At 59.2% G+C, this 17117-nt stretch carries 10 protein-coding genes; all 10 read left to right on the top strand.

The window, feature by feature from the left end:
* The first annotated feature begins 4 nt into the window (after positions 1-4).
* The 10 genes from VGL38_13865 (at position 5) to VGL38_13820 (ending at position 16782) form a co-directional block, all read left to right on the top strand.
* Complete coding sequence (locus VGL38_13865) at positions 5-3058, top strand: GH92 family glycosyl hydrolase (GenBank protein HEY3296511.1); 3054 nt, start codon at positions 5-7, stop codon at positions 3056-3058.
* 2 nt (positions 3059-3060) lie between these two features.
* A complete protein-coding gene (locus VGL38_13860) occupies positions 3061-5046 on the top strand; it encodes a sodium:solute symporter (protein HEY3296510.1) in 1986 nt (661 codons plus the stop codon).
* Positions 5006-5968, top strand: a complete 963-nt coding sequence (locus VGL38_13855) for a glycoside hydrolase family 130 protein (protein ID HEY3296509.1) — start codon at positions 5006-5008, stop codon at positions 5966-5968. Before VGL38_13860 ends, VGL38_13855 begins: the two co-directional genes overlap by 41 nt.
* On the top strand, positions 5968-7410 hold the full coding sequence (locus tag VGL38_13850) for a beta-N-acetylhexosaminidase (protein ID HEY3296508.1): 1443 nt from the start codon (positions 5968-5970) through the stop codon (positions 7408-7410). The genes VGL38_13855 and VGL38_13850 overlap by 1 nt, the downstream gene beginning before the upstream one ends.
* A gap of 430 nt (positions 7411-7840) precedes the next feature.
* Positions 7841-8467 (top strand): TetR/AcrR family transcriptional regulator, encoded by a 627-nt coding sequence (locus VGL38_13845; protein HEY3296507.1) that lies wholly within the window; start codon positions 7841-7843, stop codon positions 8465-8467.
* Positions 8464-9771, top strand: coding sequence for a TolC family protein (locus VGL38_13840; GenBank protein ID HEY3296506.1), 1308 nt, complete (start codon positions 8464-8466; stop codon positions 9769-9771). Before VGL38_13845 ends, VGL38_13840 begins: the two co-directional genes overlap by 4 nt.
* A 12-nt stretch (positions 9772-9783) precedes the next feature.
* The gene (locus VGL38_13835; GenBank protein HEY3296505.1) at positions 9784-10848 is read left to right on the top strand and encodes an efflux RND transporter periplasmic adaptor subunit; all 1065 of its coding nucleotides are present in this window, start codon (positions 9784-9786) and stop codon (positions 10846-10848) included.
* Positions 10845-13985, top strand: coding sequence for an efflux RND transporter permease subunit (locus tag VGL38_13830; GenBank protein HEY3296504.1), 3141 nt, complete (start codon positions 10845-10847; stop codon positions 13983-13985). The genes VGL38_13835 and VGL38_13830 overlap by 4 nt, the downstream gene beginning before the upstream one ends.
* A gap of 272 nt (positions 13986-14257) precedes the next feature.
* Complete coding sequence (locus VGL38_13825) at positions 14258-16264, top strand: sulfatase-like hydrolase/transferase (GenBank protein HEY3296503.1); 2007 nt, start codon at positions 14258-14260, stop codon at positions 16262-16264.
* A gap of 239 nt (positions 16265-16503) precedes the next feature.
* The gene (locus tag VGL38_13820; GenBank protein ID HEY3296502.1) at positions 16504-16782 is read left to right on the top strand and encodes a Smr/MutS family protein; all 279 of its coding nucleotides are present in this window, start codon (positions 16504-16506) and stop codon (positions 16780-16782) included.
* Positions 16783-17117: the final 335 nt, after the last annotated feature.

Raw genomic sequence — 17117 nt, 5'->3', positions numbered from 1 at the left:
GCCCATGAAACTCATTACCCTTCTTTTCCTTGTTTGCTGCTGCGCCTTCATGGCCGCAGCCCGAGATGATCTGCGGCCCGTAGATTATGTCAATCCCATGATCGGCACCAATGGCCACGGTCACACCTACCCCGGCGCGTCCTTGCCCTTCGGCATGGTGCAACTCAGTCCCGACGGTGGCACCTTCGGCTGGGACTGGTGCAGCGGCTATCACTATTCCGACACCACCCTCGTCGGCTTCAGCCACACACACCTCAGCGGCACAGGTTGCGCCGATCTGGGGGACATTCTCCTCACGCCTACCCTTGGCGAGCCCCGCATGGATTCGCTGATCCGCTGCAGGTTCTCCCATGACCAGGAGCATGCCAAGCCGGGTTTCTATGCGGTGAAGCTGCTTGATCACAACATTGATGTTGATCTGACGGCTACCAAGCGCGCGGGCTTTCATCGTTACACCTTCCCCAAAAGTGATTCCGCCTGCGTGGTGGTGGACGTGAACTACGGCAATGATGACACCCCGCTGGAACGCGGCATCACTCTCGAGGATTCGGTCACAGTTTCGGGCTACCGCACTTCTGCAGGCTGGGCGCGGGAACAGCACGTCTATTTTGTGGCGAAGTTCTCCAAGCCGTTCTTCGGCTCATGGATGTTGGGTAGGTTCGCTCCGGGGAAGGGAGAGCCCAGCAGGCCGACTCGCGAGGCCCTCTACTTCTCCACACGCGACGGCGCTCCCCTTTTGGTGAAGGTGGGCATTTCCGCCGTGTCGGTGGAAGGTGCGCGCAAGAATCTTGCGGCGGAAATTCCGAACTGGGACTTTGACGGCGTGAAACTGGCAGCAAATGACGCCTGGCAGAAGGAACTCGGCACCCTCGATGTCGAGAGCAAGAGTCAGGCGGACAAGGCGACCTTCTATACCGCCCTCTACCACACCATGCTCGCCCCTACGCTCTTCGATGACGTGGACGGCCAATATCGCGGCGGCGACGGCAAGGTCCATCAGGCTAAAGGCTTCGATAATTACTGCACATTCTCCTTGTGGGACACCTATCGCGCCGCGCACCCGCTCTACACTATCTTCCAACCGGACCGCGTCGCCGATTTCGTCAACTCCATGCTCGCCTTCTACCGGGACGGCGGCCTGCTTCCCGTCTGGCCCCTCACCGGCAATGAAACCTGGTGCATGATCGGCTACCATTCCATCCCCGTTATCGCCGATGCTTTTTTCAAAGGCTTCAAGGGTTTCGATCCCAAGGAGGCCTTCGACGCCATGAAGAAGAGCGCCACGCAAAACAAGCGCGGATTGGAATATTATAACCTCGTCACCCCGGCATCGCTGAGCGAGAAATTGACGCAGCTTCAGCGCGAGCAGGTCAACACTCTCGCCGCCGGGGAAAGCTCCCTGCCCGCAGGCACTCACATCCTCAAGGGCTGGGCAAAGACCCTATCCGGTGAGGAGATCTCCTATCATTCCTCCTATCCTTACGTTACACAGGCTCGCATTTCCCGCGCCACCACCGGCGGGATGGAGGTGAAGTGGGAAACGGAACCCGTGCCCGTATTCAAGCAAGCCACACCCGTCACCTTCATGTGGGCTGCCGGGGTGGCAACCGGAAAGGGCGGGCACGAGTTCCGGGTATACGTCAACAACAAGTACTGGCTGAGCTTCGGCACGGCACAAGACACTTCCCGAACTCAATGGACGGTGCGTGGTGATAATGGCGCCGAGCTAACGTTTGTGCCGCAACGCCGGGATCGGTACGATGACCTCTTTGGCAACATGTTCCTGACCGCCAATTCCCGAAGTTTCACTCCCGGCAAGCCTGTGACGCTGGTTGTAGTCGGCGAAAAGGGAAACAGTCCCGACTGGTACATGACGTTCGAGCATTCGGTCACCCAAGAAGTCCGGGTTGAGCCGGAGTACGCGCTCGCAGAAGAGAGCGGTAAGCCATACCAGTTTCTCAAGGTGATGGTCGAGCATTCCGCTCCACCTGTCGCGGCAACCGTCTCTCTGAACGGCAAGAGCATGCAGCAAGTCAACCTGAAAACCGGCCTCAACACCTTCGAACTGCCCATTGAAGCCGTCGCATCATCCACCCAAATGAAGGTGGCGGTGAACGCGGCGGGGAATATCGTCGAGAAGGACGTGACCGTACCCCCCGTCAAGCCCTACGGCTACATCCCCGCCGACAAAGAGCGCGAGTCCGTCTCCAAGGCTCTCGAATATGCCTATGATGACTGGTGCATCGCCCAAATGGCCAAGTCTCTCGGCAAGACCGGCGACTACGACCTCTTTTCCAAGCGCGCCCTCTACTACCGCAACCTCTACGATTCCACCAGCGGCTTCATGCGTGGCCGCAATTCCGACGGCAGTTGGGTTTCCCCCTTCAATCCCCGCTTCGGCACCGAAAAGCAGCCGCAGTACACCGAAGGCAATGCCTGGCAGTACAGTTGGTATGTGCCACAGGATGTTCCCGGACTGATCTCCCTCATGGGCGGCAAACAGAAGTTCTCGCAAAAACTCGATTCGCTGTTCCACCAGAGTCCGGTCGCCGAAGACGAAGGCGCGCCGCCGGATGTCACCGGCCTCGTCGGCCTCTACGCTCAGGGCAATGAGCCCAGCCACCACATCGCCTATCTTTATAATTTCGCCGGGCAGCCGTGGAAGACGCAGGAAATCGTGCACCGCATCTGCCGCGACTACTACACCGACAAACCCGACGGCCTCTGCGGCAATGAAGACTGCGGCCAGATGAGCGCGTGGTATGTCCTCAGCGCCATGGGCTTCTATCCGGTCAATCCCGCCGACGGCACCTACCAGCTCGGAACGCCATTGCTCGACAAGGTCTCCATCCACGTAGGCAAAGACAAAACCTTTACCGTTACCGCAAAGAACGTCTCCGACAAGAACATCTATGTGCAGTCGGTATCGCTCAACGGCAAGCCGCTGACCTCAACTTTCATCACGCACAACGACATTATCAGCGGCGGTACGCTGGCCTTCATCATGGGCCCGGTGCCCAACAAGAGCTGGGGCACGGAACGGGAAGCGGAGAAATAGCCTTGAATCTGAAGTTTCTTGATTGGCTGATTGTTATCGTCTGCATCTCCGGCCTGATCGCCCTTGTGCGTCTCAGCAAGCGCTACATGCAGAGCGTCGCCGACTTCCTCAGCGCGGGGCGCACCGCCGGACGCTACATGATCAGCGTCTCGCAGGGCATGTCCGCGCTGGGATCCATTACCATTGTCGGCATGTGGGAGATGAATTACATCGCGGGCTTCTCTCTGCGCTGGTGGGAATTCACTATGGGTGTGGTGCTGCTGGCCATCACCGTCTCCGGTTGGGTCATCTACCGCTTCCGTCAGACGCGCGCCCTCACCGTCGCGCAGTTCTTCGAGATCCGCTACAGCCGCCGCTTCCGCATCTTCGCGGGGCTGCTCGCCTTCACCTCGGGCATCGTTAACTTCGGTATCTTTCCCGCCGTCGGTGCGCGCTTCTTCATCTACTTCTGCGGTTTGCCGTCCGAGCTTGAAATCGCCGGGCTCTACATTCCCATGTTTCCGCTGGTCATGGCGCTGTTTCTCTCCATTGCCCTTTACTTCCTCTTCGCCGGCGGGCAGATTGCCGTCATCATCACCGAGTTCGTGCAGGGCATCTTCGTCAACAGCGTCTTCATCGTCATCGTCATCTATTTTCTGCTGACCGTGGACTGGCAGCAGATTTTCGCCGCGCTCATCACCGCTCCCGCCGACGCCTCGCTCATCAATCCTTACCACACCAGCAATGTCAAGGACTTCAACCTGTGGTATTTCCTGATCGGCGTCGCCGGCGTCATCTATGGCAAGATGTCCTGGCAGGGCACTCAAGGCTACAATTCGTCGGCCAAGAGCGCCCATGAGGCCAAGATGGGTGAAGTCCTCGGCAATCTGCGCGACATCCCCAAGTGGCTGATGCTGATCTTTGTCCCCATCATCGCCTACACGGTCATGCATCACCCCGGCTTCTCGGTCCATGCCGACGGCGTGAACAACATCCTCAGCGGCGTAGCCTCCAAAGCCCTCAAGAGCCAGCTTACCGTGCCGCTCGTCCTCAGCAAGCTTCTGCCCTTGGGTCTGATGGGCGCGCTCACCACCGTGATGCTCATGGCCACCATCGGCACGCACGACAGCTATCTGCATTCCTGGGGCAGCATCTTCATTCAGGATGTGATCATGCCCTTCCGCCGCAAGCCCTTCGCGCCGGAACAGCATCTGAAAGTGCTCAGACTCTCGATTCTCGGTGTCTGCATTTTCATCTTCCTCTTCAGCATGATCTTCCAGCAGAGTGAATACATCTTCCTCTTCTTTGCCATCACCGGGGCCATTTTCACCGGCGGCAGCGGCGCGGTCATCATCGGCGGTCTCTATTGGAAGCGCGGCACCACCGCCGCGGCCTGGAGCGCATTGATTACCGGCTCGGTGATCGCCGTCGGCGGCATCATCATTCACCAGATCAACCCTGACTTTCCCATCAATGGCCAGATGTTCTGGGGCATCGCCATGGCGGGTTCCTCCATCATCTACATTGTGGTGTCGTTGCTCGACAAGCGCCACGCCTTTGACATGGACAAGATGCTGCATCGCGGCGCCTATGCCATTCGCGGGGAAAACCAGATCGTTGACGAGGTTCCCGTGCGCGGCCTGCGGATGCTCGGCATGGGCAAGGAGTTCACCCGCGGCGACAAAATCACTTACGTCGTCGCCTATGCATGGACCCTCGTCTGGAGCATCGTCTTCCTCGTCGGCACCTTCTACAATCTCTCCGCCACTGTCGCCGATTCCGCGTGGATGAGCTTCTGGCGCGTCTTTATTCTCATCAATGTCGTGGCCTCCATCGCGGTCATTATCTGGTTTTCCATCGGCGGTCTGCGTGACCTCAAGGACATGCTCCACCGCCTCAAAACCATGGTCCGCGATCATCACGACGACGGCTTTGTCGAACGCACTTCAGCAAAGGAAGCTCCGGCCCATGCGACGCTGGCCCAAGAATCCGATCTTAACCCGAAATAGCATCCCTTCCCTTTCGCCGCACCTCGTGGATGTCAGTTCGGTCTTCAATCCCGGCGCGGTACTTTTCAATGGACAGGTGCTGCTCATGCTCCGTGTGCAGAACCGGGGGCGTGAGACCTTCTTCCTCACCGCCCGCAGCACCAATGGCCATGACTTCACCGTCTCGCCGCGCATGGTTCATTTTCGCGGACTTGAACAGGTCAAAGAGACTATCTTCCACTGCTACGATGCCCGCATCACGCGCCTCGGTGACGATTACTTCATCCTCTTCGCCATGGATATGGAGGACGGCTGCCGCCTCGGTCTTGCCAAAACGGTGGACTTCGAGAGTTTCGATTTCCTTGGTATCTGCTCCGAAAATGACAACCGCAATGGCGTGCTCTTCCCGGAGCAAATCGGCGGCAGATTTTTGCGTCTCGACCGCCCCAACCGCGTACAACTTGCCGGCGGCCCGGTCTCCGGCAGCGCCATCTGTCTTTCCGAGTCCGATGATCTGCTCCACTGGAAACCCGTCGCACCGCTGCTCGATGGTCGCTTTCATTACTGGGATGAACTCATCGGCGCGGGCCCTCCGCCCATCAAGACCCGCGAGGGCTGGCTCTGCATCTATCACGGTGTCGCTACTCATTTTGCCAGTTCCAACATCTATCAGGCCGGAGTCTTCCTGCTCGACCTGCACGACCCTTCCAAGCTGCTGGCGCGCAGCCGTTACAACATCCTCGAGCCACGCGAACCTTATGAACTCACCGGCCAGGTTCCCAATGTCGTCTTCCCTTCCGGTGCCATCGTCAAACACGCAGACACTGAAGGTTTCGCTGATCCTTCGAGCGAAGTCCTCGTCTACTACGGCGCGGCGGACACAGCCGTGGGGCTGGCTGTAACCACTATCGAAGAACTGCTCTCCGACGCGCGGATGGCCTGATGATCTCTATCATCCCCCAGCCCGTCAGCATTCAACCGCAGCCCGGTAGTTTCGCGCTCTCCCCGCACATGCTGGAACGCTGGCAGAGTGACGGCATTGAAGCCATCGCCACCCTGCACATGGTCCACGATACGGAACTCGGCGCAGAAGGCTATGAACTGGTGGTCAGCCCGGAGGCCGTGCACATCCATGCACCCACGCCTGCCGGGCATTTTTATGCCGAGCAGACTCTGCGGCAACTGGTAAATGAAGAATCCCACATTCCGTGCCTCACCATCCGCGACTACCCGCGCTTTTCGTGGCGCGGCATGCACCTCGATGTCAGCCGCCATTTCTTCCCCGTCGAATTCATCAAGCGCTACCTCGACATCCTCGCCCTTCACAAGCTCAACACCTTCCACTGGCACCTCACCGATGATCAGGGCTGGCGCATCGAAATCAAGCGCTATCCCCGTCTCACCGGCATCGGCGCGTGGCGTGTCAATCGCGAAGACATGCCGTGGAATGAGCGCCCTCCGCAAGATCCCAACGAGATAGCCGATTACGGTGGCTTCTATACCCAAGAGCAGATCGCCGACATCGTCACCTATGCGGCGGATCGCTCAATCACCGTCGTGCCCGAAATCGAGATGCCCGCCCATGCGCTTGCCGCTCTCGCGGCCTATTCCGAATTCTCCTGCACCGGCGGCCCCTTTACCGTCGCGTCCGGTCAATACTGGCCCGACACCGATCTCTTCTGCGCTGGCAACGATGAGACCTTTGTCTTCCTCGAGAACATCCTCACCGAAGTCGCCGCGCTCTTTCCGGGCGAGTTCATCCACATCGGCGGCGATGAAGCTGACAAGCGCGAGTGGGAAAAGTGCCCCAAATGCCGGCAGCGCATGCGCGAGCAGGGCATCGAGAGCCTCGCCGGTTTGCAGAGCTACTTCATTACTCGCGTGGGCCGCATTCTCCAGAAACTGAACAAGCGGCTCATCGGCTGGGATGAAATCCTCGAAGGCGGTCTGCCCGCGAGTGCTGCCGTCATGTCATGGCGCGGCACCGAAGGCGGTATTGCTGCGGCCCGTCAAGGCCATGATGTCGTCATGTGCCCCGCCTCCCATCTCTATTTCGACCACTATCAGGCCGACCCCGCTACCCAGCCCAAAGCCTTCGGCGGCTTCTCACCCCTCTCCAAAGTCTATGCCTTCGAACCCATCCCCGCAGAACTGTCCGCGTCCGAGGCTCAGCATATCCTCGGTGCCCAGGCCAATCTCTGGACCGAGTACGTTCCCACCACTGCTCACGGCCAGTACATGGTCCTCCCCCGCATCGCTGCCTTGGCTGAAGTGGTCTGGTCGCCCCAAGTTCAACGGAATTGGGACGGTTTCGCCAAGAGGCTTCCTTTGCGCCTTGCACACTATTCCCGGTTAGGTCTACAATATTGCCAAAACTGGGAGTAGCTTCGGCATTTGTCGGAGGGGCGGATCTTAGATCCGCCCGCTGATCAAGTGCGATACAGAACAGGGCGACCCGCACGGATCGCCCTGTCTCATGCCCTCGGGGTAGGGGCCGATTGCATCGGCCCGCCTCGCTTAAACCCCGTCCCACCCAGTCACCGCTCCACATCGCGGGAGTTGCCTTAGTCCCTAAAGTATTCCCCCCACCTATTCGTCTCCAATATCGCGGAGAGGCCTACCTGACCGCATTTTCGGGAAAACATTCCAAATGGTCAGTTTTTGGCTTGACTTTTCCGATCAGCCATTTTATATTTAAACCAACCGGTCAGTCAATTTCGTAGTCAGTTTGCGCTGTCATCAAGTGGGCTCATAGAACTTGGTAAGGCGCTGAAAAGTGTGGGCTTACGTACTGACCAGTCAGTTTGGAGCTAAAATGACAGAACATTTAGACCGCGACACCCGCCGCGAACAGATCCTCGATGCGGCCTCCAAGATGTTTATCGCACAGGGCTACGAAAACAGCTCCGTCGATGACATCGCCAAACTTGCCGGACTTTCCAAGGGTTCAATCTACTGGTACTTCCGCAGCAAACTGGAAATTCTCTTTGAACTGACCGACCGCTGCGTCGAAGAGAGTCAGCGCGAAATCGTGCGCCTCGCCTCCATCGACAAATACGGGCTCGAAGCCCTCTATAAGTCGCATCGCGATCTCTATCAGCTCGATCTGCAGTATCCCGACCGCGAGATGCTTTACAGTCAATTATACGCCCTCGCGCCGCGCTACCCCGAAATCAATGAACGTCTCAAGGAATATCACCGCCGCTGGGACGCCACCACCACCCGGCTCTTTGAGGATGCGGTAAACAAAGGTCAGTTCCGGCCCGTAGACGCCATGCGGCTCGGCCAGGCCATTTCCGCGCTCTACAACGGGCTGCATATCCGTAAACAGATTGATCCCGAAATTGATATGATCGCCGTTCTCGAAACTGCTACTAAACTTTTTTACGACGCTCTGATCGTCACCCAGGACGAAACAGCCTCCGTCGAGGACAAAGGATGAAGGACCTTCGCTTTGCCGTCGCCGCCCTGCTTCTCACTCTGCTCTTCGCAGGCGGCGCATCGGCCCTGACTCTCGAACAGGCCATCGAACTTGGCCACCAGCGGTCCCTGCAGATGCAGGATCCGCAAATTGACCGCGAACGCATCGGTGGCCGCATCAAAGAAGCGTGGGCCAACGCTCTGCCCGACGTTTCCGCTCAGGTTGCCGCCCAGCAGTATTGGAGAATCCCCACGGTTCCCGTCAAGTTCGGCGGACAAACCGTCCTGCTCCAACTGAACCAGAAAGACAATGCCCTCGCCTCGGCCACGCTCAATCAGCCACTCTACACCTTCGGGCGCGTCTCGTCCGGGCTGAAAGCCGCCTACGCCGCGCGCCGTTCCAACGCCCATCTCATCAGCAGCACCGACCGCTCGGTCTCACTCGATGTCATGCAGCGCTTCTGGACCGTGCTCCTCATGCGCGAGGTCGTCAACGCCCGTCAGACCAGCCTTGCCGTCAGCGACAGTGCCCTCAAACGCATTCAACAGATGCGCGCCGTCGGCCTCATGAGCGATTACGATGTCCTGCGGGCCGAAGTTCAGGCCGGTAACCAGATCCCCGCCCTGCGTCAGGCCGAAAACGCCCTTCATCTGTCTGAACTTTCTCTCAAGGAACTTCTCGGTGTGCCCATGGACACAACCCTCACGGTCGAGGGAGATCTCACCGGCTACACCATTCCCATCGCCGCCGAAGATTCCGCCAAGGTCTTGCAGCGCGACGATATCGAAGCCCTGCGCGACCTCGCAACCATGTACCGCAACCTGTACATCATTAACCGCAATTCCTGGATGCCGATCCTCGGCGGCCAAATTCAGTATGCCCGCCAGTTCGCCGGCAGCAACTGGAAGATGAACTCCACCAATACTCCCGTTTCGCTGTACGGCGGTCTCGCCCTCACCATTCCCATTCCCAGCGGCAAATCGCTCGGACTGGCTCAGCAGGCTCATGCCGATTGGGAAGGAGCCGAACTTACTCTCTCCAAAGCGGAACGCGGCGCGCTGCTGCAATTTCAAAATGCCGTGACCTCCTATCAGGCGGCCAATGCCAGTGAAAGCGCCGCCGAATTGGCCGTGCAGCAGGCCGAGCAGGCCCGCCGCATCGCCCAGACCAAACTGGCCCAGGGCCAGATTACCACCCTTGAAATGAATGCTGCGCAACTCGACGAACTCGTCGCCCGGGTATCGCTGGCGCAGGCCAAATACGACCGGCTCGTAGCCGCGGCGCAGGCCCGCGTGGCGGCTGGACTTCCCCCGTACGCGAAATAAGGAATCCTCCTCATGAATAAACCCAGACTCTTTCTCTACGGCGGCATTCTGCTGATCATCGTCATCATGGTCGTGGGCCGCATCCAACGGCAAGCCAAGAACGCCAATCTCACCGATGCTCATTCCAATGTGGTCTCCGTGAGTGCCATGGTCGCCCAACCCGAACCGTTCGTCCGCCGCATCGAAGAGACCGGCGTGCTCACCGGCAACAAGGAAGCTACCGTCGCCGCAGAAACCGGTGGCCGCGTACTCGAAGTCAAAGTCGATGTCGGCGATGTCGTCCGCGAAGGCCAGCCGCTGGTGCGCCTCGACGACGAACTGTACAAGCTCGACTCCGACCGCGCCAAAATCGCCTATGACAAGGCGAAACTCGATCTCGACCGCGCCGAAAAACTGTATACGGAGAAAAGTATCTCCGACGCTGATATTGAAAACGCCCGCCTCGGCGCCAAAAGCGCCGAAGTGCAGTACCGCATGGCTCTCAAGACCTATAATAACGCCACCATCCGCGCGCCCTTTAACGGCACCGTCGCCGCCAAAATGACCGAGGTCGGACAGATGGTAGAGCGCGGCATGGCTATCGCCCAGCTTGTGGATGTCAGCGCCCTCAAATTGACCGTGCAGGTCTCCGAAGGTGATCTTGAATCCGTATCCATCGGCGCTCCCGCCACTATCATTGTGGACGCCGTCGGCGACACCATTCAGGGCAAGGTGGCGGCCATCGGCAGCCGCGCCAACACCGGATCCCGCACCTTCCCCGTGGAAATCCGTCTGCCCGGCGATAAGGCGCTGCGCAGCGGCATGTTCGCCCGCGCGATCATCGCCTCCCGCCAAAGCGAAGACGGTCTGCTCCTCCCCCGCGCCGCACTGCTTCCCGACGCGGGACGCACCATCATTTTCCGCGCCCGTCAGGGCGCTGCCGAAAAGGTCTCGGTGCGCGTCATCGGTACGCAGGGTGACCGCGTCGCCGTCGACGGCATCACCCGCGGTGACACCATCGTCACCACCGGAAATCAGACCCTCTCGCAGGGCACCCTGATCGCCCCGACCCTCGACAGCCGGAGTAGCCTGCAATGACATTGACCGAACTCTCCATCAAACGCCCGGCGGCGCTGGCGATGTTCTTCCTCGCCGTCGTCGTGATGGGCATCATCCTCTACCAGCGGCTGGCGGTGAATCTCCTGCCGGCCATGGACTGGCCGATGGCAGGCGTCATCACCACTTGGCCGGGCGCCGGTCCCCGGGAAGTCGAGACCATGGTCTCCAAGCCCCTCGAAGACGGTCTGATCTCCCTGAACAAGCTCAAGCATATCCGCACCTATAACCGCGAAAATGTCTCCGTTATCATCCTCGAGTTCGACATGTCGGCGGATCCCGATGTCGTACTGCAGGAGACTCAGCGGATCGTCAACGCGGCCCGTTCGCAGCTCCCCGAAGACATCAAAGAGCCGCTGCTCTTTAAAGCCGACCTTGCCGCGCTCCCGATTCTGCGTGTCGCCGTCAGCAGCCAGTTGCCCGGCCCCGAGCTGTTTACTCTCGTGGATCAGAAAATCCGCCCGCGCCTCGAACAGATTGACGGCGTCGGGCAGATCAACATCTCCGGTGCCGAGGAACGTGAAATCCAGATCGCCATCGATCCGGACAAGCTCAAGACACACGGCCTTTCTCTGGACGACATTAACCGCGTGCTGGCCAGCGATAACCTCGACCTGCCCGCCGGCAAGATTTACGGGCGTTCCCAGGACTTCACCGTGCGAATGGCGGGCAAGTACGCCACGCTGGGCGAAATCGAGCGCACCCGTATTCCGCTTCCCAACGGCTCGGCCATCTTCCTCCGCGACATCGCCACGGTCACAGATACCATCAAGGCCGACCGCTCCATGGACCGCTTGAACACGGAGCGAGCCCTCGGTATCCAGATCGTCAAACAGTCGCAGGCCAACAGCGTCAAAACGGCCGCGCTGGTCCGTGCCGAACTTGCCGGTCTCGAAAAGCAGTATCAGGGCCTCATCAAAATCGATGTGGCGCAGGACATCACCACCTTCACCAAGGATTCGATTTCCGAGGTGCAGCGCAACGTGCTCGAGGCGCTCATCACGGTGGCGCTCGTGCTGCTGGTGTTCCTCCACTCCCTGCGCAACTCGCTGATCGTGCTCATCGCCATTCCGATCTCGCTGATCTCTACTTTCATCACCATGGCCCTCTTCGGCTTCTCGGTGAACCTCATGACGATGATGGCGCTGGGCCTCGTGGTCGGTGTACTCGTCGACGACTCGGTCGTCGTCCTTGAAAATATTCATCGCTGGCTGAAAAAGGGAGCCGATCCCACTACCGCCGCCATTCAGGGACGAAATGAAATCGGCCTCGCCGCGATCTCCATCTCCCTGGTGGACGTCGTGATCTTCCTTCCCGTGGCGCTGCTCACTGGCATCGTGGGAAACATCTTCCGCGAGTTTTCCATCGCCTTCGTCACCGCCGTGCTGATGTCGCTGCTCGTGTCTTTCACGGTCACGCCGCTGCTCGCCAGCCGCCTGAATGACAAGGATCACCTTGAAGGCGAAAAGTGGATGCGCGGTTTTGCCCGCCGTTTCGAACGCTGGTTCCACTCCCTCGAAGAGCAGTACCGCCACCTTCTGAACTGGGCTCTTAGTCATCGCTGGCGCGTAGTCCTCGTAGCCAGCTTGTTGATGATCGGTTCCATTGCCCTGATTCCGCTCGGCTTCATCGGCACCGATTTCATCCCCCAGACTGATAGCGGCCAGTTTCAGGTCTCCGCCAAAATGCCCCTCGGGACAACCCTTGACGAGACCAACAATGCCGTCGAGAAGATCGAAGGCTACTGTCTGGGACTGAAGGATGTGGAGCGCGTCTTCACCACCGTCGGCCAGCAGGAGACCGGCATGGGTATCGAAGACAACCCGCGTCTGGCCAGCGTGCAGGTCAAGCTCCGCCCCCGCAAGGACCGGGTGCAGCCGCTTCGCAAGACGGAGAACGACATCGCCCGCTTTGCCCGCACGATTCCCGGTCTGGATCTGGTCATCAGCGACATCGGCATGTTCGGCTCGGCCAATGAAGCGCCGATCCAGTATGAAGTCCGTGGGCAGAATCTGGACTCGGTCAACGTCGCCGCCAACCATGCGGTGGACATTTTGCGCAGTACCCCCGGCGCCCGCGATGTGCAGACCAGCTATGAGCTGGGTTCGCCCGAACTGCAGGTCATCATTGACCGCGAAAAGGCCGCCAACAGTAACCTGACTCCCGGCGAAATTGCCATGGCGCTGCGCAATGCGGTCAACGGCAATGTCGTGACGCGCTTCAGCGCCGGCGACGTGGACGTGGACGTCCGCTCCATCCTCACGCCGCGCTATCGCACCGATCCCTCTCTGGTCACGCAAATCGAAATCAGGAACCATGTCGGCCAGATGGTGAAACTGGCCGATGTAGCGCGAGTCGAACGCACCAGCGGCCCCTCCACCATCAGCCACAAAGACCGCGAGCGTGTCATCACCGTCACGGCCAACATCGAAGGCCGCTCCCTCGGTGAAGTGCAGGGTGCGCTGGACAAGGAAATGAAGAAATACACGCCTCCCACGGGTGTCACCTTCAGCGCGGCGGGCGACGTCCAGAACATGCGCGACATGATGTCGGACATGGTCAAGGCCATCTTCCTGTCGATTCTCTTCGTCTACATGATTCTGGTCTCGCTCTACGAGAGCTACATCCACCCCTTCGTGGTCATGTTCTCCGTGCCTGTGGCCATTGTCGGTGCGTTTCTTAGTCTCGCCATCACCGGCAACTCGCTGTCCATGTTCTCGATGATCGGCATTCTGATCCTCGTCGGACTGGTCACCAAAAACGGTATTCTGCTGGTGGACTTCACAAATCTGCTGCGGTCCCGTGGTATGGACCGCCGCGAAGCCCTGCTGACCGCCGGGCCGTTGCGTCTGCGTCCGATTCTCATGACTACCGCCACCATGGTCGTCGGCATGATGCCGCTCGCACTGGCGCTCGGTGAAGGTTCGGAAATGCGCGCCGGTATGGGTGCGGTCATCGTCGGCGGTCTGCTTTCATCCCTGTTCCTGACGCTGATTCTGGTCCCGGTGATGTACACCTTCCTCGACCGCTTCAGCCGCAAGCACCGCCACGGCACCTCAGCCGAAGCGGTAGCTATCGAATCAAACGGCCGGGAAGTCCAGCAACACGTGGCGGCGTAACTTCCGCTGCATTCCACCTGGGCCATCTGCCCTCTCCCTATCGAAGCCCCGAACGGTCAAATCCCGCTCGGGGCTTCTAAATAGATGTACATATTAATGTTAAACAGAAAGTGCCGTCTGCGCCTTAGCTTTACCTACTCATTGCTTCTGGCCGTAGTTTTCATCTTATTAGTAAATTAGCCTCTTGCCTCCTGTTTTCTTGCTCGAAGCGCCACCGCTTCGAGCCCTTGAATCGCTTTCCCTCCAGAATTTTCTGATGGATTTTCGCTCCGTTGCCTGAACACGCCGACAAAACCGCATTCAATCGCCGTAGAACCGCCGCCACCCAGAACTGGATCGCCGCCCTCACCGGAGAATTGACCGCATCCTCTCTCCAGGTATGGGTGCGGACGCTCCTCGTGATGATGGTTTTTCTCCTCTTCTGGCGTGCGCTCTATCGCTTCGTCTATCCTTCGTACTTCGCCGCGGTGCCCGGAAAAGACCTGTGGATGGTCTATCTGGTCGGGCTCCGCTTCGATCTGGCGACGGCGCTCGGCACCATCGCCGCGCCGATGCTCCTTCTCTGGCTCCCTTGGCCGCGCGTGTGGCGGCGCTGGGTAAACCGCGTCTCACTCTGGCTCACCTGTGCCTTTGTGATTGTATCGGTCGGTTTCATGTGGGGAGACCTGCTCTTCTTCGAAGAGAATGGCCATCACCTCACCAGCGAGCCCGCCGATACCACTCATGCCGTGTGGCCGATGGTGAATACCGCCTTCACTGAATACCCGTTGCAGCTCATTGGGCTCTGCCTGCTGTGCTGGGGCTTTGTATGGGCCATCCGTAAGCAGTTCCGGCACGCTTCTGACGCGCCAACCCGCTGGTGGGGCTATCCGCTGCGCCTGGTCCTTGTTGCTGCCGTGACGTTGATCGGTGTGCGCGGTGGCCTGCAAAAGGAACCGCTGAAGGTTACCGATGCCATCATCTCACAATACTATACCGCCGCCAATCTGGCGCTGAATGGCTGGTACAGCTTCACGGCCACCATGATTGCCGATCACCGGGACCGTCCTCTGGCTGTACCCGATGACAAGGCCGTCGCCCTCACTCAGAAGATCATCGCCGGCCCCCGCGATCACTTCGAGTCGCCGCGCTACCCGCTGCTTCGCCGCACCTATCCCACGGCGTCGATTGCAGGCAAGGACGCTCAGCTAAATGTCGTGCTGATCATCGTCGAGTCCCTCAACGCCACCTACCTGCCATCGTTCGGCGGGCCTCTGCCGGTGATGCCGTTTCTCGATTCGCTGGCCCACCAGAGCCTGATCTTTACCAACTGCAATTCCGTCGCCACCCGCAGCTTTCGCGGTGTCTGTGCCTGTCTGACGTCCGTTCCCGATCTGGGCGATGATGCCCTCGGTATCACCTTCGCCCTGCCTAAACTGCGCGGCCTCGGCGAGATTCTGCATGACCAGAACTACCACGTAAGCTTCCTCCATGGAGCCTCTCCGGGGTCGATGGGCATTGAAGCCATCGCGCATATGGCCGGCTATGAACACTTCGAGAGTTCCGCCGACTTTCCCTCCAGCGCGCAAAACGGCTCGTGGGGCGTGTGGGATCATCTGGCCCTCGAGCGCATCTCCGAAGAGCTGGACACCACCCCCGAGCCCTATCACTACGGCATGTTCACCCTCTGCACCCATGCACCGTGGAAACTTCCCGACGGCTTCAAACCGTCCTTCGCTCCCACGGTACCCAATGCGGAGATTCTCAATTCCTTCGCCTACCTCGATGCGTCCTTCCGCGATTTCTTCGCCCGCGAATCCCAAAAGGATCGCTTCAAGCGCACGCTGTATGTGATTATCGGTGACCACACCAGCCACGCGCTTTCCGAGCAGGAACTCTACCGCATCGCCAACATCTACTATGCCCCCGGCCGCATCGCACCCGCGGTGGACACGCGCCTCACCAGTCAGTTGGATGTATTGCCCACCATTCTTGATCTTGCCGGAGTGGATGCTCCGCATGCGGCCTTCGGCCGGAGCGCTGTGGATGCCGATACCGCCAGCCGCTACAACGTCTCTGTGCAGGGCAGCCTCCTGCATTGGCGCCGTCCCGACCGCACACTGGTCAATGACCTGCGCAAAGACATCACCCTCTACGATCCCCAGGATCCCCGTGACGGCGAAGCCAACCTGCTCCAAACCGAGCCCCTCATGGCGGACAGCTTGCGCCGTGAACTCCACGCCTTCTACCAAACCGCCAACAGCCTGATCCACAGCAATCGCATCAGTCCACCCAAATAGTTCTGCCGTGATCGATTTTCGGCAAAGCGGGCTCCTGTGACAGGAGTCCGCTTTGCATGTTAAGAGCGTCCATTCATACCGATGATTCGCTCAGGTGCACTCCAGCTAACATCCACCGATCCGCCTCCCTGACGGCATAAGACACCGGTATCGGCTCAATCTTGCATTCCGCCTGTTTACGGTGTAAATTAGAAAAATCCTATTGCGAAATTTCCCCAGCGAGGAGCGTTGTCTGCCCGATGACCGATGAACCAGACCCTGTTGAATTGCCGATAGACGGTACCCTCGATCTGCACACCTTTTCGCCGCGTGATGTTGGATCTCTCGTGCCCGAGTACCTCACCGAGTGCCGCACTCGCGGGATCTATCTCGTCCGCATTATCCACGGCAAAGGCACCGGCGCTCTCCGCGAGACCGTCCATTCTATTTTGAGAAAGCTGCCCGAGGTAAAAACCTTCTACCTCGCGGGAGATGCCAGCAGTTGGGGCGCCACCATCGCCGAACTTACCCCCCTCTGACAAACCCTTGACCAGAAGGTCACCCACCCCGTCGCCGCGGCATGCGTCTTGGTCTTTCTCCTTTCTCCATTTTATGGAGAAAGGGGGCCGGAGGGATGGGGGTCTGCCGACTGTGATCCCGGCGTGTACATCCCGTGTAGGGGCGGGTTAAGCAGAAGGAAGCAACTCATCAGAGGATGCACCACGCGCAACCCGCCCGTGCCACATCCTGCAATCACTAAGATGGGAGGGTTGCGGACGACCTTAACCCTCCCCTACACGGCAATTGCAAGGGTATCGCCTCCGCCGTAGGGGATAGGGGTTCTTTGTTCCCCCCACTTTTGTGGTGGGATTCA

The organism is bacterium (genome assembly GCA_036504735.1).
Lineage (GTDB): Bacteria > Electryoneota > RPQS01 > RPQS01 > RPQS01 > DASXUQ01.
This window is presented reverse-complemented; position numbering and strand designations above follow the sequence as displayed.

Bases quoted from the DNA above. Each gene is read 5' to 3' on its own strand.
- VGL38_13865 (HEY3296511.1), top strand. From the start codon at position 5: ATGAAACTCATTACCCTTCTTTTCCTTGTTTGCTGCTGCGCCTTCATG.
- VGL38_13855 (HEY3296509.1), top strand. From the start codon at position 5,006: ATGCGACGCTGGCCCAAGAATCCGATCTTAACCCGAAATAGCATCCCT.
- VGL38_13850 (HEY3296508.1), top strand. From the start codon at position 5,968: ATGATCTCTATCATCCCCCAGCCCGTCAGCATTCAACCGCAGCCCGGT.
- VGL38_13845 (HEY3296507.1), top strand. From the start codon at position 7,841: ATGACAGAACATTTAGACCGCGACACCCGCCGCGAACAGATCCTCGAT.
- VGL38_13840 (HEY3296506.1), top strand. From the start codon at position 8,464: ATGAAGGACCTTCGCTTTGCCGTCGCCGCCCTGCTTCTCACTCTGCTC.
- VGL38_13835 (HEY3296505.1), top strand. From the start codon at position 9,784: ATGAATAAACCCAGACTCTTTCTCTACGGCGGCATTCTGCTGATCATC.
- VGL38_13830 (HEY3296504.1), top strand. From the start codon at position 10,845: ATGACATTGACCGAACTCTCCATCAAACGCCCGGCGGCGCTGGCGATG.
- VGL38_13820 (HEY3296502.1), top strand. From the start codon at position 16,504: ATGACCGATGAACCAGACCCTGTTGAATTGCCGATAGACGGTACCCTC.